This window comes from Pseudomonas paraversuta, from assembly GCF_904063065.1.
Taxonomy (GTDB): domain Bacteria; phylum Pseudomonadota; class Gammaproteobacteria; order Pseudomonadales; family Pseudomonadaceae; genus Aquipseudomonas; species Aquipseudomonas paraversuta.
Map to the genome: position 1 here is coordinate 134,653 of NZ_CAJFCL010000006.1, position 21,620 is coordinate 156,272.

At 59.2% G+C, this 21,620-nt stretch carries 21 protein-coding genes and 1 pseudogene; 12 read left to right on the top strand and 10 right to left on the bottom strand.

What is annotated here, in order from left to right; all coding sequences use genetic code 11:
• Nucleotides 1-104: 104 nt before the first annotated feature.
• From rlmD to JQ845_RS13905, 4 genes are all read right to left on the bottom strand, one after another.
• Nucleotides 105-1,457 carry a 23S rRNA (uracil(1939)-C(5))-methyltransferase RlmD gene (gene rlmD / locus JQ845_RS13890; RefSeq protein ID WP_203009151.1) on the bottom strand — a complete coding sequence of 451 codons (1,353 nt, stop codon included), beginning with the start codon at nt 1,455-1,457 and terminating at the stop codon, nt 105-107.
• Nucleotides 1,457-2,359 (bottom strand): cysteine synthase CysM, encoded by a 903-nt coding sequence (gene cysM, locus JQ845_RS13895; protein ID WP_029612294.1) that lies wholly within the window; start codon nt 2,357-2,359, stop codon nt 1,457-1,459. The genes rlmD and cysM overlap by 1 nt, the downstream gene beginning before the upstream one ends.
• Before the next feature lie 201 nt (nt 2,360-2,560).
• On the bottom strand, nt 2,561-3,925 hold the full coding sequence (locus tag JQ845_RS13900) for a sensor histidine kinase (RefSeq protein ID WP_203009152.1): 1,365 nt from the start codon (nt 3,923-3,925) through the stop codon (nt 2,561-2,563).
• The gene (locus tag JQ845_RS13905) at nt 3,915-4,643 is read right to left on the bottom strand and encodes a response regulator transcription factor (RefSeq protein ID WP_010655749.1); all 729 of its coding nucleotides are present in this window, start codon (nt 4,641-4,643) and stop codon (nt 3,915-3,917) included. Before JQ845_RS13905 ends, JQ845_RS13900 begins: the two co-directional genes overlap by 11 nt.
• A gap of 200 nt (nt 4,644-4,843) precedes the next feature.
• Between JQ845_RS13905 and JQ845_RS13910 the strand changes: the two genes are divergently transcribed.
• From JQ845_RS13910 to JQ845_RS13925, 4 genes are read left to right on the top strand one after another with little or no spacing between them, the layout of a single operon-like run.
• The gene (locus JQ845_RS13910; protein WP_203009153.1) at nt 4,844-7,609 is read left to right on the top strand and encodes a response regulator; all 2,766 of its coding nucleotides are present in this window, start codon (nt 4,844-4,846) and stop codon (nt 7,607-7,609) included.
• A gap of 44 nt (nt 7,610-7,653) precedes the next feature.
• Nucleotides 7,654-8,643, top strand: coding sequence for a 2-hydroxyacid dehydrogenase (locus tag JQ845_RS13915; protein ID WP_203009154.1), 990 nt, complete (start codon nt 7,654-7,656; stop codon nt 8,641-8,643).
• A gap of 50 nt (nt 8,644-8,693) precedes the next feature.
• Nucleotides 8,694-9,131, top strand: a complete 438-nt coding sequence (locus tag JQ845_RS13920; protein WP_003442826.1) for a hypothetical protein — start codon at nt 8,694-8,696, stop codon at nt 9,129-9,131.
• A complete protein-coding gene (locus JQ845_RS13925) occupies nt 9,128-9,532 on the top strand; it encodes an META domain-containing protein (RefSeq protein WP_003442829.1) in 405 nt (134 codons plus the stop codon). Before JQ845_RS13920 ends, JQ845_RS13925 begins: the two co-directional genes overlap by 4 nt.
• 87 nt (nt 9,533-9,619) lie before the next feature.
• Here JQ845_RS13925 and JQ845_RS13930 read toward each other — a convergent pair whose 3' ends face one another.
• Entirely contained in the window at nt 9,620-10,084 is a 465-nt protein-coding gene (locus JQ845_RS13930; RefSeq protein ID WP_003442832.1) for a TlpA family protein disulfide reductase, read from the bottom strand.
• 126 nt (nt 10,085-10,210) lie between these two features.
• Here JQ845_RS13930 and arsC point away from each other — a divergent pair, with 126 nt between their 5' ends.
• From arsC to JQ845_RS13950, 4 genes and pseudogenes are all read left to right on the top strand, one after another.
• Nucleotides 10,211-10,564, top strand: coding sequence for an arsenate reductase (glutaredoxin) (arsC, locus tag JQ845_RS13935; RefSeq protein ID WP_003442835.1), 354 nt, complete (start codon nt 10,211-10,213; stop codon nt 10,562-10,564).
• Nucleotides 10,561-11,166: an NAD(P)H:quinone oxidoreductase gene (wrbA, locus tag JQ845_RS13940; RefSeq protein WP_010655748.1), complete on the top strand. Its 606-nt coding sequence runs from the start codon at nt 10,561-10,563 to the stop codon at nt 11,164-11,166. Before arsC ends, wrbA begins: the two co-directional genes overlap by 4 nt.
• Complete coding sequence (locus JQ845_RS13945) at nt 11,159-11,572, top strand: DUF2069 domain-containing protein (RefSeq protein WP_003442841.1); 414 nt, start codon at nt 11,159-11,161, stop codon at nt 11,570-11,572. The genes wrbA and JQ845_RS13945 overlap by 8 nt, the downstream gene beginning before the upstream one ends.
• Nucleotides 11,573-11,777: 205 nt before the next feature.
• Nucleotides 11,778-11,864, top strand: a pseudogene (locus tag JQ845_RS13950) (DUF2069 domain-containing protein); the annotation flags it as partial.
• Nucleotides 11,865-12,232: 368 nt separating this feature from the next.
• On the opposite strand, the gene JQ845_RS13955 reads toward JQ845_RS13950, so the two are convergent.
• Together JQ845_RS13955 and ttcA are read right to left on the bottom strand one after the other, a co-directional pair.
• Nucleotides 12,233-12,904 carry a DNA-3-methyladenine glycosylase I gene (locus JQ845_RS13955; RefSeq protein WP_003442842.1) on the bottom strand — a complete coding sequence of 224 codons (672 nt, stop codon included), beginning with the start codon at nt 12,902-12,904 and terminating at the stop codon, nt 12,233-12,235.
• Between the two features lie 24 nt (nt 12,905-12,928).
• On the bottom strand, nt 12,929-13,753 hold the full coding sequence (gene ttcA, locus JQ845_RS13960; RefSeq protein ID WP_003442843.1) for a tRNA 2-thiocytidine(32) synthetase TtcA: 825 nt from the start codon (nt 13,751-13,753) through the stop codon (nt 12,929-12,931).
• Between the two features lie 268 nt (nt 13,754-14,021).
• Between ttcA and JQ845_RS13965 the strand changes: the two genes are divergently transcribed.
• Both JQ845_RS13965 and JQ845_RS13970 read left to right on the top strand, forming a co-directional pair.
• Nucleotides 14,022-14,624, top strand: coding sequence for a Yip1 family protein (locus JQ845_RS13965; protein ID WP_003442844.1), 603 nt, complete (start codon nt 14,022-14,024; stop codon nt 14,622-14,624).
• A gap of 155 nt (nt 14,625-14,779) precedes the next feature.
• Nucleotides 14,780-15,274, top strand: a complete 495-nt coding sequence (locus JQ845_RS13970) for a SprT family zinc-dependent metalloprotease (RefSeq protein WP_203009155.1) — start codon at nt 14,780-14,782, stop codon at nt 15,272-15,274.
• Nucleotides 15,275-15,323: 49 nt separating this feature from the next.
• On the opposite strand, the gene JQ845_RS13975 is transcribed toward JQ845_RS13970, so the two are convergent.
• The 3 genes from JQ845_RS13975 to JQ845_RS13985 all read right to left on the bottom strand — a co-directional run bounded on the left by JQ845_RS13975 (nt 15,324) and on the right by JQ845_RS13985 (nt 18,988).
• Nucleotides 15,324-16,658, bottom strand: a complete 1,335-nt coding sequence (locus tag JQ845_RS13975) for a dicarboxylate/amino acid:cation symporter (RefSeq protein WP_003442846.1) — start codon at nt 16,656-16,658, stop codon at nt 15,324-15,326.
• A 309-nt stretch (nt 16,659-16,967) separates the two neighbouring features.
• On the bottom strand, nt 16,968-18,314 hold the full coding sequence (locus JQ845_RS13980; RefSeq protein WP_003442847.1) for an ATP-binding protein: 1,347 nt from the start codon (nt 18,312-18,314) through the stop codon (nt 16,968-16,970).
• A complete protein-coding gene (locus JQ845_RS13985) occupies nt 18,311-18,988 on the bottom strand; it encodes a response regulator (protein WP_003442848.1) in 678 nt (225 codons plus the stop codon). Before JQ845_RS13985 ends, JQ845_RS13980 begins: the two co-directional genes overlap by 4 nt.
• 135 nt (nt 18,989-19,123) lie before the next feature.
• Between JQ845_RS13985 and JQ845_RS13990 the strand changes: the two genes are divergently transcribed.
• Together JQ845_RS13990 and JQ845_RS13995 are read left to right on the top strand one after the other, a co-directional pair.
• Nucleotides 19,124-19,873 (top strand): 4'-phosphopantetheinyl transferase family protein, encoded by a 750-nt coding sequence (locus JQ845_RS13990; protein WP_203009156.1) that lies wholly within the window; start codon nt 19,124-19,126, stop codon nt 19,871-19,873.
• A complete protein-coding gene (locus JQ845_RS13995; RefSeq protein WP_010655745.1) occupies nt 19,864-21,618 on the top strand; it encodes a sensor histidine kinase in 1,755 nt (584 codons plus the stop codon). Before JQ845_RS13990 ends, JQ845_RS13995 begins: the two co-directional genes overlap by 10 nt.
• Nucleotides 21,619-21,620: the final 2 nt, after the last annotated feature.

Sequence of the window (21,620 nt, forward strand, 5' to 3'; positions counted from 1 at the left end):
TACGACACAGATTCAATGTGTCAAAATCACCGCCCCTAATACCAACCACGCGCTGCAGGGCTCAGCAGCACGGGGTTGCGGGCCAGTTGAAATAGACAGACGTCCTAGTCTGCTTCAAATAACGCCATCGCCTCGACATGCGCTGTTTGCGGGAACATATCGAGGATTGCGGCACGTTTTAACCGATAACCCTGCTTCATCAACTCAAGGGTGTCGCGCGCCAGCGTTGCCGGGTTGCACGACACATACACCAAACGCTTGGCACCCAGCCCCGCCAGTTTGCGCACCACTTCATAAGCCCCGTCACGCGGCGGGTCGAGCAGTACGGCGGCAAAGCCCTCTTTGGCCCAGGCTGCGTCGTCCAGCGGCTGCGACAAGTCCGCCTGGAAAAACGCTGCATTATTCAGCTTGTTACTGACCGCGTTTTGCGCGGCGCGTTCGACCATGGTCGCAACACCTTCGACAGCCACCACCTCGCGCACCTGGCTCGCCAGCGGTAATGCGAAGTTACCCAGCCCACAGAACAAGTCAAGAACCCGTTCATCAGCTTGCGGAGCAAGCCACGCTAATGCTTGGGACACCATCGCTTCGTTGACGCCGGCGTTGACCTGAACAAAATCGCCCGGGCGATAGGCCAACTCCAGATTCCACGTCTGCAAACGGTAGCCCAGGTTCTGGTTCACATCGACCGGCTGTGGCCCGGCGTCGCCATGCAGCCACAGCTGGGCGTCATGGGTGAGGCAAAATGCTTGTAAAACCTGCATGTCGGCATCGTTAAGGGGTGCCATATGACGCAGCAACACGGCAATCGCCGAACCGCTGAACAGTTCGACATGCCCCAAAGCCTTGGGATTGCTCAGTTGACGCAACATGGCAGGCAACCCGGCCATGATAGGTTGCAATGCCTGTACCAACACCAAACAGTGATCGATGGCCACGATGTCCTGACTGCCGGCAGCGCGGAAACCGACCTCCAGGTGCTTGGCCCGCGCATCCCAGCGCACGGCAATGCGTGCCCGGCGGCGATAGCCGAACTCGGGGCCGGTCAGCGGCGGCGCCCACTCCTGAGGTTCGACACCGGCCACGCGGGACAGTTGCTCGGCGAGCATGCGCTGTTTAAGTGCAAGCTGCTCTTCATGGGGCAAGTGTTGCAGGCTGCAACCACCGCATTTACCTGCATGGGCACAAGGGGCCACGCGTCGTACGTCGCTGGCCTTGAACACGCGCTCGGTGCGCGCTTCGACGACTTTACCGTGCGCACCCAGAACCCGTGCTTCTACTTCCTCTGCGGCCAGGGCGCCCGAGACAAACCAGGTACGCCCTTCTACAAAGGCTATGCCACGGCCATCGTTGGCCAGACGCTCGATGTTCAAACGCTGTTTTTTGCCCACAGGCACTTGCGCAGCCTTGGTACCGCCAGCTGGCTGGAAGCGCAGCCCTCTTTCTTGCTTAGCCATCAGTTCGGCTCATCGTAAATGCCGGTCGACAGATAACGATCGCCCCGGTCGCAAATGATCGCGACCATCACCGCATTTTCGACTTCCTGGGACAAGCGCAGCATCGCTGCCACTGCCCCGCCTGAAGACACACCGCAGAAAATGCCTTCTTCCCGGGCCAGGCGACGCGTCACGTCTTCGGCTTCGCGCTGGGCCATGTCGACGATCCGGTCAACCCGGTCGGCCTGATAAATCTTGGGCAGATACTCATGTGGCCAACGACGGATGCCCGGAATGGCGGCGCCCTCCATCGGCTGCAAACCGACGATCTGCACGTTCGGGTTTTGCTCTTTGAGATAGCGCGAAACGCCCATGATGGTGCCGGTGGTACCCATCGAACTGATGAAGTGGGTGATCGTACCCTGGGTCTGGCGCCAGATTTCCGGGCCGGTGCTGGTGTAATGCGCCTCGGGGTTATCACCGTTGGCGAACTGATCGAGCACCTTGCCACGGCCTTCGGCCTGCATCTTGTCGGCCAGGTCGCGGGCCCCTTCCATGCCCTCTTCCTGGCTGACCAGAATCAGCTCGGCGCCATAGGCGGTCATGGCGGCCTTGCGCTCGGCACTGGAATTGTCGGGCATGATCAGGATCATCTTGTAGCCCTTGATCGCGGCAGCCATCGCCAGCGCAATCCCGGTATTGCCCGAGGTGGCTTCAATCAAGGTATCGCCGGCCTGGATCTGGCCGCGGTTTTCGGCGCGGCTGATCATCGACAGAGCCGGGCGATCCTTGACCGAACCCGCAGGGTTATTCCCTTCGAGCTTGAGCAACAAGGTATTGGTGGTGTCTCCCGCCAGGCGCTGCAAGCGCACCAGCGGGGTGTTGCCGACGCAATCGGCGATAGTTGGGTACTGCAATATCATGGCGTATTCGCAATCCAGACCGCGGGGTCGCACATCATACCGACAAACGCCCACAGCCCATATCACGCAAAGTACGGTGCTTATGGCGAAAGGCTATAAGCCTCCCGGGCAAACACTGCAAACCCGGTGGCACACGGCTTGCCTGTGAAGTGAACAACCCGGGGTGAAAAAACCCCAGCGCCGGTAAGCCCCCACAAGTAATCAGGGCTGCCCGGAACTGGCCGGTAACCGGATATGCACCCGCAAGCCCGGCCCGACATTTTCCGCCCACAAACTGCCGCCCTGCAGCCGCAGCGCATTGCGCGCAATGCTCAGGCCCAGACCAAAGCCACCATCACCCGGGCGTGAACCATCGAGCCGGGTAAAGGGGGCGAAGATCCGTTCCAGCTCTTCAGGCGCCACCCCGCCGCCCTGATCATCGAGCCACAAATGCCACATCTCGCCCTCGCGCTGCCCGTTCAGACTGACAGTACCTTCGGCCGGAGAGTGACGAATGGCATTACGCAGGATGTTCTCCAGGGCCTGGGCCAGGCTGTTCAAATGCCCTCGCACCCAACAATCAGCTTCAACAAAGCAGGGCAACCGCGATTGCGGCCAGCCACTTTCAAAGCCGGCGTTTTCAGTGAGCATCTCCCACAGCGCCTGGATCTGAATGTCTTCCACCGGCAACGGCCCGCGTTCGGCATCCAGCCAGGCCAGTTGCAGGGTGTCTTCGACCAGCCGCTGCATGCCGTCAACTTCACGGCCCAGGCGTTCGCGCAGGGCCTCAAGGTCCTGCTCGCTGTCACAGGCCACCCGCAGCCGACTCAAAGGCGTTCGCAGCTCATGGGACAAGTCGCGCAGCAGTTGTTGCTGCTGGTTGACGGTACTTTGCAGGCGCTCGGACATTTGATCGAATGCCCGCCCCAGGTCCCCCAACTCGTCCTGACGGCTGGTGGTCTGGCTCGACAGCCTTGTACCCAGCTGATCGGCCCGCCAGGCGCTGGCCTGCTCGCGCAAATGGTTCAGCGGCACGATCAGTAAGCGGTACAGCCCCACACATAGCAGCAACGTGAACAGGCCCGGAATCACACCGTTGGTGAGAATGCGCCAGATCAGTTGCGAATGGCCCGGCATAAAGCGCTGGGGCAGTTCAATAATCAGGTACCCCGCAGAAGTATCCTTGGGGAACGGCACCTTGATCCACGGCCGGGCCGTTCTGACGTGGCTGATGGGCCAGTCCAGACCGCGAAGAAAGGTCATTCGCTGACTTTCGGTCTCGCTCAGCGGATAACTGCTGAGTGCTTGCAGGTCCTGCCCCACCACACCGATCCAGCCCGGCTCCTTGCGCCCCATCTTCTGCAACCACTGGTCGACACCCGCTTGCTGGCCGGTCTCCCAGGCGCGTTCGGCCTCCCCCGCATAGCGCACCAGGGTGCTCTGTGCCAGCTCGGTTAAATAGCCGGTGCGCTTGTCCATGTAGCGGCCCCAGGACCAACTGAGCCAGATCATCAACAAACAAAAAGCCACCAGCAAACACGCCAGTTTCCAGAACACCGAATGCTTGCCGGGCACCTTACAGCGCATCGCTGGCACTCAAGACGTACCCCTTGCCCCACACCGTACGCACTTCCCGTGTGTGGTAGCCGATGGTTTTGAGTTTTCGCCGGATCTGGCTGATATGCATGTCCAGGCTGCGGTCGTGGGCCGCATAGCCGCGCTGCAGCACCTGTTGATAGAGGAATGCCTTGCTCAGTACTTCATCGGGATTGCGCTGCAGCGTGTCGAGCAAACGGTATTCACTGCGGGTCAGGCCGGCCCATTGCTGGCCATAGCGCACATCGGCAGTTTCTTCATCGACAAACAGCTCGCACTCGCCCGGGGCCCCATCCGCCACCGGTGCCTGGCGCGGCATGCGGTCCAGCGCGACCCGGCGCAGGATGGCCTGAATCCGCACCCGCAATTCGGCCATGCTGAACGGTTTGGGCAAGTAGTCATCGGCTCCCAGCTGAAAGCCGCTGATACGATCCGCCTCGGCCCCCAGGGCAGACATCAGAATCACTGGCAGTGCATGGGTCTGGCGCAATTGCGTGAGCACCTGCAGGCCATTCATGCCCGGCAGCAGGATATCCATCAGCACCACGTCAAACGGTTCTTGCCGGGCACGTGCCAGCCCCTCCTGACCGTTTTGACACCAAACGACCTCAAACCCGCAGCGCAGCAACTGCTCATGCAGGTAGGCGCCCAGAACAGGGTCGTCTTCAATCGCCAACAGGCGGGACGGGCTAACAGCTACGGGATTCATTAGCGTCTGCAAGTAATTCTCAATCATCGATTATTCAATATTGGGCCACCACGAGCAACCGGCACAGGGTCTACAAAGCCTGATCCAGGCCTTGACGACAAATTTTCACGGATTTGCCATGCTTCAAATGGCTACACTGGCACCTGGCCTGCGCCGGACGCTCAGGAAACACTTATAAAAATGTAGGGCTGGAGAGTTGCGTGCTTAAGAACCTGGGTATCAAAGGTCGTGTGTTGTTGCTCACGTTATTGCCCGTCACGCTGATGGCGATGGTACTGGGTGGCTACTTCACGTGGTTGCAGCAGTCAGAGCTGCAAGCGCAACTGTTGCAACGCGGCGAAATGATCGCCGAACAGCTCGCCCCCCTGGCTGCCCCCGCAATGGGCCGCAATGACATTGCCCTGCTGACCCGCATCGCCAACGAAGCCCTGGAACAACAAGATGTAAGGTCCGTGGCATTCCTTGATGCCAACCACGAGCCTCTGGTGCATGCCGGCCCCACCATGATCAACCAGCCGCCACTGGGTTACGGCACCCAACTACAGCAGCGCTCCGACAACGATGCCACACGCTATCTGTTGCCCGTATTTGGTCGTCATCGCAACCTGGCGGGCGATGTAATACCTAACGAAGCCCATCGCCTGCTGGGCTGGGTCGAGCTTGAACTGTCCCATAACAACATGCTGCTGCGCGGCTACCGCAGCCTGTTTGCCAGCTTGATGCTGATTGTCAGCGGACTGGTGTTTACCACGCTGCTGGCATTGCGTTTGAGTCGCACGATCAATGCTCCCCTGGACCGGATCAAACATGCCGTGTCCCAGCTCAAGGACGGCAAGTTGCAAACCCGCTTGCCACCCCTGGGCAGCCACGAGCTGGACGAACTGGCCTCCGGCATCAACCGCATGGCCGAAACCCTGCAAAATGCCCAGGAAGAACTGCAACACAGCGTCGACCAAGCCACCGAGGACGTGCGTCAAAACCTCGAAACCATCGAGATCCAGAACCTGGAGCTCGATCTGGCCCGCAAGGAAGCGCTTGAGGCCAGCCGCATCAAGTCCGAATTTCTGGCCAACATGAGCCACGAAATCCGCACCCCGCTCAATGGCATCCTGGGCTTCACCCACTTGCTGCAAAAAAGCGAGCTGACACCCCGCCAGTACGATTACCTGAGCACCATAGAGAAATCTGCCGACAGCCTGCTGGGCATCATCAACGAGATTCTGGACTTCTCGAAAATCGAAGCCGGCAAGCTGGTACTGGACAGTACCCCGTTCAACCTGCGCGACCTGTTGCAGGACACCTTGACCATCCTTGCCCCGTCAGCCCACGAAAAAAGCCTGGAGCTGGTCAGTCTGGTCTACCGCGACACACCCCTGTCGCTGATTGGCGATCCGTTACGGCTCAAGCAAATCCTCACCAACCTGGTCAACAACGCCATCAAGTTCACCCGCGAGGGCACGATTGCGGTGCGGGCCATGCTCGAAGATGAAGATGACAATAATACCGACGGCTGCGTGCAGTTGCGCATCAGCGTGCAAGACACAGGTATCGGCCTGACCAGCCAGGATGTACGGGCACTGTTCCAGGCCTTTAGCCAGGCCGACAATTCCCTGTCACGCCAACCCGGCGGTACTGGCCTGGGACTGGTCATTTCCAAGCGTCTGGTGGAACAGATGGGCGGCGAAATTGGCGTTGAGAGCACCCCCGGCGAAGGCTCGGTGTTCTGGATCAGCGTCAAGCTGCCCAAAGCCCGCGACGATGCTGAAGATTTGCCCGCCGCCCCGCTGCCGGGCCGGCGCGTAGCCTTGCTGGAGAAACACGATCTGGCACGCCAGGCATTGCAGCATCAACTGGAAGACTGCGGACTTGAAGTCACGCCGTTTACCACCCTGGAGAAGCTCACCAATTGCGTGACCGGTGCCCATCAGACCCCTCAGGCCATTGATCTGGCGGTCCTTGGGGTCACGGCCAAAGACATGCCGCCCGAGCGCCTCAACCAGCATATTTGGGACCTCGAACATATGGGCTGCAAAGTCCTGGTGCTGTGCCCGACTACCGAGCAGGTCCTGTTCAATACGGCGGTGCCCAATCCCCACAGCCAGTTGCAATCCAAACCTGCCTGCACCCGGAAACTGCGGCGCACCCTGGCCGACCTGATCAACCCGCGACAGGCCCGCACCGAGCCCGGCGAACTGCTGGCCAGCCGTGCACCGCGGATTTTGTGCGTCGATGACAACCCGGCCAACCTGTTGCTGGTGCAAACCCTTCTGGAAGACATGGGGTCCAAGGTAACGGCCGTGGACAGCGGCTATGCCGCCATTGAAGCGGTCAAGAATGAAGCCTTCGACCTGGTGCTGATGGACGTCCAGATGCCCGGCATGGACGGGCGGGAAACCACCGAAGTGGTGCGCCAGTGGGAAACCGGGCAGCACAATGCGCCGCTGCCCATTGTCGCGCTGACGGCCCACGCCATGGCCAACGAAAAACGCGCCCTGCTGCAGAGCGGCATGGACGACTACCTGACCAAACCCATCAGCGAACGGCAGTTGGCGCAAGTGGTGCTGAAGTGGACCGGGCTGGCGTTGCGCAATCAAGTCCAGGACAGCGGCTACGAGCCTGCCCGCCCCAACGCCAAACTACCGATTCTTGATCACGAAGAAGGCCTGCGACTGGCCGCTGGTAAAGCCGATCTGGCTATCGACATGCTGGCCATGCTTCTGGCCTCGCTGGAGGCAGATCGTGAAGCGATCCTGTTGGCGCGCAAGGACCAGGACAACAATGCACTGATCGAACGCGTACACCGTTTGCACGGTGCAACACGTTACTGCGGGGTACCGCAATTGCGTGCCGCCTGCCAGCGCAGCGAAACCCTGCTCAAGCAAGAAAGCCCGCACGCCTACGCCGCCCTCAACGAACTGGACGAGGCCATTATCCGCCTGGCCAAAGAGGCACGCAGTACCGCGTAACCAGGTAAGACCGTCACCACCCCACACACCCCAAGGAAGATCTCATGCGCACGATCCTGTTCAGCAGCCAGACCTACGACCGCGACAGTTTTACTGCCGCCGCGCAACCCGAGGGTCTTGAACTGCACTTTCAACCGGCGCGCCTGAGCCTCGATACCGCGGCCATTGCCCATGATTACGAGGTGGTCTGCCCGTTCATCAACGACGATTTGAGTGCCCCGGTACTGGAGCACCTGGCCGCTGGCGGAACCCGCCTGATCGCCCTGCGCTCGGCCGGCTACAACCATGTCGATCTTGCCGCCGCCAAGCGCCTGGGTTTGAGCGTTGTGCGGGTTCCCGCCTACTCGCCCCATGCTGTGGCCGAACATGCCGTGGCCCTGATCCTGGCGCTTAACCGCCGCCTGCACCGCGCCTACAACCGAACCCGCGAAGGCGACTTCACCCTGCACGGGCTGACCGGCTTTGACCTGGTCGGCAAGACCGTCGGCGTGGTCGGAACCGGCCAGATCGGCGCGACCTTCGGCAAAATCATGGCCGGCTTCGGCTGCAAGCTGCTGTGTTTTGACCCGTATCCAAATGCACAACTGCTGGCACTGGGTGCGCAGTATGTAAGCTTGCCCGAGCTGCTGGCAGGCTCGCATATCATCAGCCTGCACTGCCCGCTGACTGCGGATAACAAGCACCTGATCAACAGCCAGTCGCTGGCGACCCTCAAACATGGCGCCATGCTGATCAATACCGGGCGCGGTGCACTGGTCAACACACCGGCACTGATCGAGGCGCTGAAAAGTGGTCAGTTGGGCTACCTGGGACTGGATGTGTACGAGGAGGAAGCCCAGCTGTTCTTTGAGGACCGCTCCGATTTACCGTTGCAGGATGACGTACTGGCGCGGCTGCTGACCTTCCCCAACGTGATCATTACTGCGCACCAGGCCTTTCTCACCCGCGAGGCACTCAGCGCGATTGCCGGCACCACACTGGACAACATTGCGGCCTGGAGCAACGGCACGCCACAAAACCTGATCGAAGGTTGAAAGGCCAGACCTCGGCTGCGTGCTAGCATAGCGGCCTATTTGGAGGACCCATGGTCGAACACGATTTTCGCTACAGCCTGCTTAACCCGCAGCACACCCTGATTGAATGCCGCGCCCTGGCGCCAGGCCTGTATCAAGTCACCGGCAACGGTGGCTCGATCCAGACCGGTGACGTACTGATCGTGACGCTCAAAGGCAGCAAGGACTTGTCCATGCGCCTGACCGTCGACAAAGTGCGCCACCTGATCAACCCGCGCGGCCAGTGGGTTGCCGTCACCAAAGGACCGGTTTTCGGTGAGTTGGCGATTCATCAATGGCAAGTCAATTGCGATGCCTGTGGCAAAGAACTGAAGTTCGAGTTCGCGGTAGACGCCAAGCTCGGTACCAAAGCGCAGAAACCTGCCGCCAGCCTGCGCATTGCCGAGCTGGGCTGGAGCACTGAAGGCAGCAAGCACCAGTGCCCGCAATGCCAAAAGGCCGCGCTATGAAACACCTGACCCTGTTGGCATTGCTGGGCGCAAGCCTGGCAGGCTGCGCAGGCGATCCGGTGCAATTGCAGCACAACCGTGCCTACGTCGTGGAATGGATTGGCGAGCGGCCACTGATGGATTACAGCCATCTGACCGTGACCTTCGATGAAGGCGGCCGGGCCTATGGCAACGGTGGTTGTAATCATTGGTTTGCGCCCTACACCCTGGACGGCGACAAACTGACCTTTGGTGGCGTCGGCAGCACCCGCAAAGCCTGTGCTCCGGCGTTGATGGAGCAGGAGCAACGATTCTTCGAAGCCCTGCAAACCGTACAGCGCTGGGACATCTCCCCGATCGAACAGGTGCGTTTCTGGCCTGCCGAAGGCAAGCCGTTGCGGCTGTGGCCTGAAGAAGGCTGATTGCCGCGCCACTGCAGCAGCGGGCCGGTTCGTGATCTTTGAAGATTAAAAGATCACGAGCACGCTCGCTTCTACAGGGCAGCGGGCTTAATTACCGCGTAGTTCCTTGATCTTGGCCAATACCCCGGCGGCGGTCTGCTCGCCCATCATCTGCGCCATGACCTTGCCCTTCTCATCAATGATGTAGGTCACCGGCAATGCTTCGCTGCGCGGCAGATCAAAATGCTCGGCCGGATCTTGCGCCAGCACGGTGAAGGTGATGCCCATCGCAGAACTGGCATCGCTCAGCTCCTTGCCCTGCAAGCCATCGTAGTTCACCCCGAACACGCCCACCGACTGCCCCTGCAACTGCTTCTCCAGCTCATTGAGTTCCGGGATTTCAATGCGGCACGGGCCACACCACTCGGCCCAGTAATTAATGACCTTCCATTGCTTGTCCAGACGCTCGGATGCGACCTTCTGTCCATGTTGATCGACCCCGTAATCAATACCGCAACCGCTCAGCAGTAACGTGGTGGCGACGGTAACTACCGCCAAAAGCCGCTTAAACATGTGTTGATCCTTGTGGGTAAATACAGTCAAAAAATCTTTGTACGGCGGCCAATCACCGCATGCGGTTCAGACACGCTCGCCAGACGGGTAGAATAGCCGCCACCTTACGCAAGATGCGACCCGCACATGACCGATCTGACGCTTTATCACAATCCGCGCTGCTCGAAATCCCGCGGTGCGCTGGAAATCCTTGAAGCCCGCGGCCTCACCCCTACCGTGGTGCGCTACCTCGATACCCCTCTGGACGCTGCGCAATTGCACAGCCTGCTGGGCAAACTCGACATCAGCCCGCGCCAGTTGCTGCGCACCGGCGAAGAGGAATACAAAACCCTCAACCTGGGCGATGCCGGCCTCAGTGACGAGGATTTGATCGCCGCTATGGCCGCACACCCCAAATTGATCGAACGTCCGATTCTGGTGGCAGGTGATAAAGCGGTCATTGGCCGTCCGCCTGAAAAAGTCCTGGAGATCCTGCCGTGAGCACACCCTACATTCTGGTGCTGTATTACAGCCGCAATGGCTCGACCAATGAAATGGCCCGGCAAATCGCCAGGGGCATCGAGCAGGGCGGCCTTGAAGCGCGCTTGCGCACCGTGCCGGCCGTCTCCAGCGAATGCGAAGCCGTGGCTGCGGACATTCCGGCCGAGGGCGCGCTGTATGCCAGCCTTGACGACCTGAAAAACTGCGCCGGTCTGGCGCTCGGCAGCCCGACCCGTTTCGGCAACATGGCCGCCCCGCTCAAGTACTTTCTGGATGGCACCAGCAACCTGTGGCTGACCGGTGCCCTGGTCGGCAAGCCTGCCGGCGTGTTCACCTCCACCGCCAGCCTGCACGGCGGCCAGGAAACCACCCTGCTGTCGATGATGATGCCCTTGCTGCATCACGGCATGCTGATCACCGGCCTGCCTTACAGTGAGACATCGCTGCTCAATACCACGGGCGGCGGCACTCCCTACGGTCCCAGCCACCATGCCGGAGCGGATGGCAAGCGCAAGCTGGACGAGCACGAAGTAGCCCTGTGCCGGGCACTGGGGCAGCGCCTGGCGACCACCGCCCTGAGACTGGAGAACACCCGTGGCTAAAAAGCCAAAAGTGTTGCCCTCCATCGAGTGGCTGGCACCCCGGGTAAAGCTGATGCGGGTACTGAGCCTGGTGAGCTTCTTCGGGCTGGTCGGCCTGCTCTGCGTCTATTACCTGGGGTTCGCCAACCTGCATGGCGCGCGCCCCTGGGTGATCTTGCTGATCGAACTGGTGCCGCTGATGTTTCTGGTGCCGGGCATGCTGATGGGCAGCGCACGCGGGCACTCGTTCACCTGCTATGTGGTCAACCTGTACTTGATCAAAGGTGCACTGGCCGCATTCGACCCGAACCGGCAGGTGTTCGGTTTGCTGGAAATCGCAGCCAGCGTGGCAGTGTTTTGCAGTGCCATGCTGTATGTGCGCTGGCGCTATCAACTGGACCGCCGGCTGGCGGGTGAAGGCGCTTGATTCCATCGCTGGCAAGCCAGCTCCCACAAGACAAATGCACTCTCTGTGGGAGCTGGTTTGCAAGAATGGCAGTGTTTTGCAATGCCATGCTGTATGTACGCTGGCGCTATCGACTGGACCGCCGGCTGGCGGGTGAAGGTGCTTGAATCCATCGCTGGCAAGCCTGCTCCCACAAGCTAAATGCACTCTCTGTGGGAGCTGATTTGCCAGCGTGGCAGTGTTTTGCAGTGCCATGCTGTATGTGCGCTGGCGCTATCAACTGGACCGCCGGCTGGCGGGTGAAGGCGCTTGACTCCATCGCTGGCAAGCCAGCTCCCACAAGCTAAATGCACTCTCTGTGGGAGCTGACTTGCCAGCGTGGCAGTGTTTGGCAGCGGCATGTGCGCTGGCGCTATCAACTGGACCGCCGGCTAGCGGGTGAAGGTGCTTGATTCCATCGCTGGCAAGCCAGCTCCCACTAGTTAAATGCATACTCTGTGGGAGCTGGCTTACCAGCGTGGCAGTGTTTGGCAGCGCCATGCAGCATGTGCGCTAGCGCTATCAACTGGACCGCCGGCTGGCGGGTGAAGGCGCTTGATTCCATCGCTGGCAAGCCAGCTCCCATAAGTTAAATGCATACTCTGTGGGAGCTGGCTTGCCAGCGATAAAAACGACCTAATGTCAGTGATTAACCGTGAACGCCAGCATCTGTGACAACTGACACATGGGCCGGCCGCTTTCGGCATGCCATTGATTGAAAGCGTTCTGCACTATCGCCAGGTCGCGCAAGCTGGTCGGTGCCTTGTCCACCAGTTGCTGCGCATTCAGCGCCGCCACCACGTCATAGCTCGGCACAAAAGTGTCCTTGCCGACCATGCGTAAAAAGCGCGGCGCCGACAGCCCGCCCAACTGGTGCCCGTGCTTGGCCAGGTATTTCCACAGCCCAACAATATCGGTCACCGGCCAGTCGGCAATAAAGGCGCCGAAACTGCCGTGTTCCCGGGCAATGTCGAGCACCATCTGCGCGTTGCGCGGCACGCTTTTGAGCTTGCCCAGGTGACGGATGATCCGCGCATCCTGCATCAGACGCTCCAGATGCTCGGCACCCATCAGCACCACTTTTTCAGGGTCGAAACCGAAAAAAACCTGCTCAAATACCGGCCACTTGGCATCCACCACACTGTGCTTGAGCCCCGCGCGAAACACCCGCAAGGCCAGGGTCGACAGGTAGCGATCGTCACTGATCCGGCGCAACTGCTCAGCAGTTTTGGGGACGGGCAACTCGGCTTCCAGGGCGGCTGACGAACCAAAGCGATTCAAACAATATTCATGCAGCCATTTGTAGTCGCGCATGCCCTCTCCTCTTGGCTATCAGACTTACAGATTGAGCAGATTGACGAACCGCGGTGCGGCGTTTTGGTCAATCTTCAGGCTCTTGAAGTCGTACAGGTTACGGTCCGCCAGTTGCGACGGCATCACGTTTTGCAGGCTGCGAAAGATACTCTCGGTGCGGCCCGGCGTCTTGCGCTCCCATTCCACCAGCATGTCTTTAACCACTTGACGCTGCAGGTTCTCCTGGGAGCCGCACAAATTGCACGGAATAATCGGGAACTGCTGCCAATCGGAGTAGGCCTGGATGTCTTTCTCGTTGCAGTAGGCCAACGGCCGGATGACCACGTTGCGACCGTCATCGGAGCGCAGCTTGGGCGGCATCGCCTTGAGGTTGCCATTGAAGAACATGTTGAGGAAGAAGGTTTCAACGATGTCATCGCGATGATGCCCCAGGGCCATCTTGGTCGCACCTATCTCATCGGCAAAGGTGTACAGCGTGCCGCGCCGCAAGCGCGAGCACAGCGAGCAGGTGGTTTTGCCTTCAGGAATCAGTTCCTTGACCAGCGAGTAGGTGTCTTTTTCAACGATGTGATATTCCACACCCAATGACTTCAGATAGGCCGGCAACACGTCCTCGGGAAAGCCCGGCTGTTTCTGGTCCATGTTCACGGCAACGATTTCGAACTGGATGGGCGCGACCTTTTGCAGGTGCAGCAGCACATCCAGCAGCGTGTAGCTGTCTTTTCCACCCGACAGGCAGACCATCACCTTGTCGCCATGCTCAATCATGTTGAAGTCGGCCACAGCCTCACCGGTCAGTCGGCGCAAGCGTTTCTGGAGTTTATTTTGAGAGACCGAAAGAGTGCCCATAGCGCTTCAAATCCGCGAGTTAAGACCAAAAACCGGGGATTTTACTTAAAAAAACCCGCTGTACGAAGCCCCTGCAAAGGTTAAAGACAGCAACGCGATAAGCCGGCGCCTGACAGCGCAATATGCTCTAAGGGCCCGGGTTCATTGGGCATCAGTTTTCCTATACTGCGACTAAGGCCGCATGCCCATGTATCTGAACCCACCATCTGGCTGCGCGACCGGCACGTGTCCCTCTGGGGGCGATGCGTTTTTTACAGGAGCGATAGCCATGATCCATCACGTAGTGGGGCTTTTCACCCATCCCGATCAAGAGTGGCGCGAAATCCGTGGCGATGCAGAGGAAAGCATCGGCCATATGTACTTCACCCACACCCTGATTTTGGCTGCCATACCGGCCATTTCGGCGTTTATCGGCACCACACAGGTCGGCTGGTCCATCGGCAGCCGGGCAGCAGTGATGCTGACCACCGACAGCGCCTTGTGGATGACCCTGATGTCCTATATCGCGATGCTGGCGGGCGTAGGCGTGATGGGAGCCTTTATTCACTGGATGGCGCGTACTTATGATGCGCAACCAAGCATGGCCCGTTGCATCGCCTTCGCCACTTACACCGCTACGCCCCTGTTTATCGGGGGACTGGCTGCTCTGTATCCGCATATGTGGCTGGGCATGATGGTCGGCACCGCGGCCATTTGTTACACCGTGTACCTGCTTTATGTCGGCCTGCCGACCTTTATGAACATAGACCCGGACGAAGGGTTTTTGTTTTCCAGTTCAGTGCTGGCAGTCGGCCTGGTGGTGCTGGTCGCGATCATGGCGTTTACCGTGATCATCTGGGGCCTGGGGGTAGGTCCGGTCTACACCAACTGAGCGCAAACCCTGCAGGCGCGAGGGTTGGGGTTGAAAAACCTCGCGAGCAAGCTCGCTCCTGCAGGTACACAATGGTTGTATGACCATTGGGCGTGATCAGCTTCGGAACTCCTGCCGCTTGCGGCATAATCGCCAGCTCTGGAGAACCGAACCGCATGCCCGAGTTGCTCAATACCCGCGTCGAAGACTGTTTTCAACAGGCCGAGAAATTTTTCAAACGCCCTTTCAAACGCCCCATGGTCAGTCTCAAGCTACGTGGGCAAAAGGCCGGTGTCGCGCATTTGCACGAAAACCTGCTGCGTTTCAATCCACAGCTGTACCGCGAAAACAGTGAAGACTTCATCAAGCAAACAGTCGCTCACGAGGTCGCTCACCTGATTGCCCACCAATTGTTTGGCGACCGCATCACGCCCCATGGCGAAGAGTGGCAGTTGATCATGCGCGGGGTCTATGAACTGCCGCCCAACCGCTGCCACACCTACGCCATCAAACGCCGCAGCGCCACGCGCTATATCTACCGCTGTCCTTGCCCGGACAGCGATTTTGCGTTTTCCGCCCAGCGCCACGGCCTGGTCAAGCAAGGTCGTGGCTACCTGTGCCGGCGCTGCCGCAACACGCTGGTGTTCAGTGGTGAAACCCGCGTCGAATGAACAGGCATAAAAAAACCCATCCGAAGATGGGTTTTTTATCCGCCTGAGCTTACTTCGACAGCACCGGGGCCGCGCCTTCAGCTACGCCCAGGTCGTCCACAGGACGCATGTCATTCAACGGGCTGCCACCGGAGCTGAGCTCCACCTGCAGCTTGTCTTCGTCCAGTTCCTTGACCCACTTGGCAACCACCAGCGTGGCGACAGCGTTACCAATCAGGTTGGTCAGGGCACGGGCTTCGGACATGAAACGGTCGATACCCAGAATCAGCGCCAGACCGGCAACCGGCAAGTGGCCTACAGCCGACAAGGTCGCGGCCAGTACGATAAAGCCACTGCCGGTCACGCCTGCAGCGCCTTTGGACGACAGCAGCAGCACCAGCAACAGAGTGATCTGGTGAGTGATGTCCATGTGGGTGTCAGTCGCTTGCGCAATGAACACGGCAGCCATGGTCAGGTAGATCGAAGTGCCATCGAGGTTGAACGAGTAGCCGGTCGGAATGACCAGACCCACTACCGACTTCTTCGCCCCCAGACGCTCCATCTTCACCAGCATGCGTGGCAGGGCCGATTCCGACGAGGAGGTGCCCAGAACGATCAGCAGCTCTTCACGGATGTAGCGAATCAGCTTGAGGATGCTGAAGCCGTGAGCGCGAGCGATGCCGCCCAGTACGACCAGTACGAACAACACGCAAGTGATGTAGAAGCAGATCATCAACTGACCCAGTTGCACCAGCGAACCCACACCGTAGGCACCGATGGTGAACGCCATGGCACCCAGCGCACCCAGTGGCGCCAGCTTCATGATCATGTTGATGATGTTGAACATCACGTGGGCGAAGCGATCGATAAAGTCCAGCACCGGCTTGCCGTAAGCACCCAGTCGATGCAGGGCGAAACCGAAGATCACCGAGAACATCAGCACTTGCAGGATGTCGCCATTGGCAAACGCGCCGACGATGGTCGAAGGGATCACGTTAAGGATGAAACCAACGATGCTCTGGTCCGCACCGGCAGTCACGTAGGCCGCTACTTTGGAGGCGTCCAGGGTGGCCACATCAATGTGCATGCCCGCGCCCGGTTGAACCACGTTCACCACAACCAGCCCGATCAGCAGGGCGATGGTCGACACTACTTCAAAGTAGAGCAACGCATAACCACCGGTCTTGCCGACCGACTTCATGCTTTGCATGCCGGCGATACCGCTCACCACCGTACAGAAAATAATGGGCGCGATTACCATCTTGATCAGTTTGATAAAGCCATCACCCAGGGGTTTGAGTGCAACCCCGGTTTCCGGGTAGTAATGGCCCAGCAAAATACCGATAGCAATCGCTACGATCACTTGCAAATACAGGGATTTGTACAGTGGCTGACGAGTCGTCATTGCAAAGTTCCTCAAGTGCATCACTCAGTCGTCATTCCATCTGAGACCGGTGATACCCAAAGCGCGAACCCTCCTGTACTTGGAGGGATTTGTTGTGTTGAGCTGCTCTAGCGGCAGACCTCTCACAACACACTTTGCAAGGCGCGGGCCACATTGAACAAAAGCCTCGCAATAGCGCAGGCGACTCGCCTGGAGGGAAATAGCGCAGGGATCTTGTCGGACAATAGTTGGCGGGTTTCCGCCTTTTCGAAGGGGAGAGGCGGCGCAGATGGCGGATATCCGCCTTAAACAGACCGCCCCTGCTGGGGATTACAATGCCGGGAAATGAATTCGAAATGCCGCCCCGCCCAGGGATGAGTCATCCAGGGTGAGTTTGGCGTCATAACTTTCAATGATGTCCTTGACCACTGCCAGCCCGATACCCTGCCCCGGGTGCTGGCGATCCAGACGTTCGCCGCGGCGCAAGATCCGAGCGCGCTGATCAGCCGGTACGCCGGGTCCATCGTCTTCCACGCAGACTTCAACCCCATAAGCATTGCGATGCAAGCTGATGCGCACTTGTCCAAGACACAGTCGATAGGCGTTTTCCAGCAGGTTGCCCAGTAACTCCAGCAACGCATTTTGTTCAATGGGCACATGACTCAATGGCGGGATGTCACAACTGACCTTGACCCGTTTGTCGCGGTAGACCTTGTCCAGCGTGTTACACAGGCTTTCAACCACCGGAATCAGCTCCACCTGGTGGCGTACCAGACCGCTCTTGCGCAAGCTGGCGCGCTGCAACTGATAACTGATTTGCTGATTCATGCGTTCAATCTGACTTTGCAGCACCCAGGCCTGTTCACGATCTTGCGGACGCTGGGCCATGCTTTCACTGACGCCTTGCAGCACCGCCAACGGGGTTTTCAAGCTGTGGGCCAGATCGTCGAGGGAATCACGATAACGCGTACGTTGCTCGCGCTCACTTTGCAGCAGGCGGTTCAATGAGCCGGTCAAACGCAGCAACTCACGAGGATGCTGTTCGCTGAGGCTTTCGCGCTCACCGGATTCAATCTGGTCCAGCTCCTGGCTCAAACGTCGCAAGGCACGTAACCCCCAAGTCAAACCGATCCACAGCAAAGCCAGCAGTACACCCAGGGCCGCACCGAACCCCAGATAGAGGTTTTCACGCAGCCCCTCGAGGGTCAGGTTGTACTCTCGCATTGGTTGCAGGGCGACAAAACTGAACGCTGCACTTTTGCCGCCCAGCAGTTTGACCTCGACATCGTAGACAAAGAACTCTTCGCCATTGTCTTCACGAATACTCGCAAACTCGTTACCGCGCCCGTCGTAGCGCGGTTTGTAGTTGATGGATTCTTCTTGAGTCGCCCGCGAGCGCCAGACCTGACGCCCCTCGCGGTCATAGATATAGCCGAGCATCCGGCTGTCAGGCAGATTCAGCTCTTCGTCCGGCAGCAATGCCGGCATTTTCAAATGATTTCTTTCAACCCTGGCCGCCGAGATCAGCGTACTCACATCGGATGCCAAGCGTTGCTCGATCGCATCCTTGAGCGCCAGGCTGAACGCCCCCTGCATCGCCGGTAACAGCGCAAGCATAAAGAGCACGGCCAACAGTGTGGCCGCCAGCATCAATCGAACGCGAAGCGAACGGATCAACGACAGCGCTCAGTAAACAGGTACCCCAAACCGCGTACCGTATCGATTGGCTTAAAGCCGTTTGCCCCCTCAAGCTTGCGTCGCAGGCGCCCGACCAGCACCTCGATCACATTCGGATCACGTTCCTCGTCATCCGGGTACAGCTGTTCCATCAGTCGGTCCTTGGCCACCACCTGCTGGTGATGGCGCATCAGGTATTCAAGTATCCGGTATTCATAGGCGGTCAACGCCAGGGGTTCGCCCTCAAGTACTGCCTGCTTGCGATTGATGTCCAGCACCAGTTCGCCAGCGACAATGGTTGAATGGGTGAAACCACTGGAACGACGCAGCAATGCATTCAGACGTGCTTCCAGTTCTTCGAACTGGAACGGCTTGACCACATAATCGTCGGCCCCTGCTGCCAGCCCTTCGACCTTGTCCTGCCAGTTGCCACGAGCCGTGAGGATCAGGATCGGGAACGTCTTGCCGCGCTTGCGCAGTTCGCGAATCAGCTCGAGACCGCCCAAACCCGGCAATCCCAGATCAATCATCGCCAAATCATGATTGAACTGCCCGGTCTGGTACAACGCCTCTTCGGCATTGGCCACCGACTCGACCACATGGCCATTTTCGGTCAGACGGGTTTGCAAGTGATGGCGCAATAACGCCTCATCTTCAACCACCAGCAATTTCATTGCGCTCTCCCAGGCAAAAACCGCGTCTTGAAGGACGTGCGTCCTATATAGCTTAGCCACACACAGTATGTCGTGTGCCCTGAACATACTCTGAACAATTGCACAGCATGGCCGCCAGCCTGCAAAATGCCCGACATGAATCGACTCCCCGCACTGCCTGCCTGTTGCACCCCGCTGCGTGACGAATGGCCCTTGCCCCAAGCGTTGCCGGGCAGCGTATGGTTCAGCACCGGTTTCACCCCTGCCCGGCTCACGCCTGACGATTTTGCGAGCAGTGCCATTGAGATGCCTGCAAGTATTCAACGCTCTGTGGCCAAACGCCAAACCGAATTTCTCGCCGGCCGGGTCTGCGCTCGCGCCGCCATGCTGCAACTGGACGGCACCCGGGCCATCCCGGCCATCGGTGAAGATCGCGCCCCCGTGTGGCCCGCCCACATCAGCGGGGCAATCACCCACAGCAATGGCACCGCTGCGGCCATCGTCGGCCTTAAAAGCCAGTGGCAAGGGCTGGGCATGGACCTCGAAAACATGCTCAGTACCGAGCGGGCCGAACGCCTGGCCAAGGAAATCCTCACCCCCGATGAACTGCGGGCCATGGCCGCCGGTGCAGCCCAAGACATTGCGCTGCTGGTGACGCTGACCTTTTCCGTCAAGGAAAGCCTGTTCAAGGCCCTCTTCCCGCTGGTGAAAAAACGCTTTTACTTTGAGCATGCGCAGGTGCTGAGCTGGTCCCGCGAAGGCCATGTCCGCCTGCGCCTGCTCACCGACCTGTCGCCTGAATGGCAGCAGGGCCAGGAGCTGGACGCGCAATTTGCGCTGTATCACGGGCAATTGCTGAGCGTGGTAGCGATCAGCGCTGCAAGCGACTTCCCCGCATGCCGCTAACCTCCCGAGCCCTGCGACTGGCGCTGTATTGCCTGTTGATTCTGGCCGGCGCAGTGATTGCCGGCGGCTGGGCCGTGCGCCAGGCCGAGCAGCATGCACTGGAAGAAAGTGCCCGCCGTGGTCCCGAGCAACTGAGTTTGTATGCCAACTCACTGCACACCCTGATTGAGCGTTATCGGGCTTTGCCCGCAGTGCTGGCGCTGGACTCTGAACTGGTCGCCGCCCTGAGTGCTCCCATCACCCCTGAGGTCCAGGCGTCACTCAATCAAAAACTTGAGCGCATCAATGGCGCGGCACAGTCCTCAACCCTGGAGCTGCTGGACAGAACCGGGCTGGCGGTAGCTGCCAGCAACTGGAACACCTCCAACAGTTATGTAGGCCATAACTATGGCTTTCGGCCTTACTTCAGCCAGACCCGCAGCCAGGGCTCCGGGCGTTTTTATGCAGTGGGCGTGACCAGCGGCATTCCGGGGTATTTTTTGTCCAGCGCGGTACTCGATGCCCAGGGGCAATTTTCAGGGGCAATGGTGGTTAAACTGGAGTTTCCGCAGCTGGAGCGGGAATGGAATCATGGCAACGACATACTGCTGGTCAGCGATGCGCGGGGCATCGTATTTATCGCCAACCAGCCAGGCTGGCGTTACCGCCTTTTACGGCCGTTGAGTGACAGTGACCGCAGCGAAATCACCCTCACTCGCCAGTATCACAACCAACCTCTGACCTTGCTCAAAACCCATACTTTGCGCAGCTTTGCCGAAAACAGCTTTCTGACCCGGGTCGACGCCCCCACTGGAGCGGCAGATTATTTGTGGGAATCTTTACCGCTAACGGCTGAAGGCTGGACCTTGCATCTGTTACGCCACCCCGTGGTCGCAGCCGAAGACAGCCGCAATGCCGCATTGGCGGCGATCGGCCTGTGGCTGACGCTGGTCTTTTCAGGATTGTTTCTCCTCCAGCGCTGGCGACTGGGCCGTTTGCGCCAGCGTAATCGTGAAGAACTGGAGCAACTGGTAGAAGCCCGCACCCGGGATCTGCGTACCGCTCAAGATGGCCTGGTGCAATCGGCCAAGCTCGCGGCGCTGGGGCAAATGTCGGCAGCGCTGGCCCATGAAATCAATCAACCGTTAACGGCTCAGCGCATGCAACTGGCAACCTTGCGCCTGTTGCTCGATCACGGCCGGGTCGACGATGCCTATAAAGCCCTGGTACCACTGGAGCAGATGTTGACGCGCATGGCGGCCCTCACGGGCCACCTCAAAACCTACGCCCGGCAAAGCCCGAGCGGCTTGCGCGAACGACTGGATCTGGCCAGCGTTGTGGATCAATCCCTGCAATTGCTCGAACCACGACTGAAGGAAGAAGAGATAGACCTGCAGGTTGAACTGGTACGCCCGGCATGGGTACGGGGCGATGCCATTCGCCTGGAACAGGTGTTGATCAACCTGTTGCACAACGCGCTGGATGCCATGGCGGACAAACCGCGCAAGCAATTGCAAATCCGCATCGAAGCCGATCAGCAACTCTGGAAATTGAGCGTCAGCGACAGCGGTGGCGGAATCGCCGAGGAGCACTTGGGTAAAGTGTTCGACCCTTTCTTCACCACCAAACCCGTGGGTGAAGGTTTAGGCTTGGGGCTGGCGGTGTCTTACGCCATTGTTCATGAAATCGGTGGACGTCTGACAGCCTGCAATCAGGTTGACGGCGCGCTCTTCACGCTGACGTTGCCCATCGCACAGGAATCTTGAAA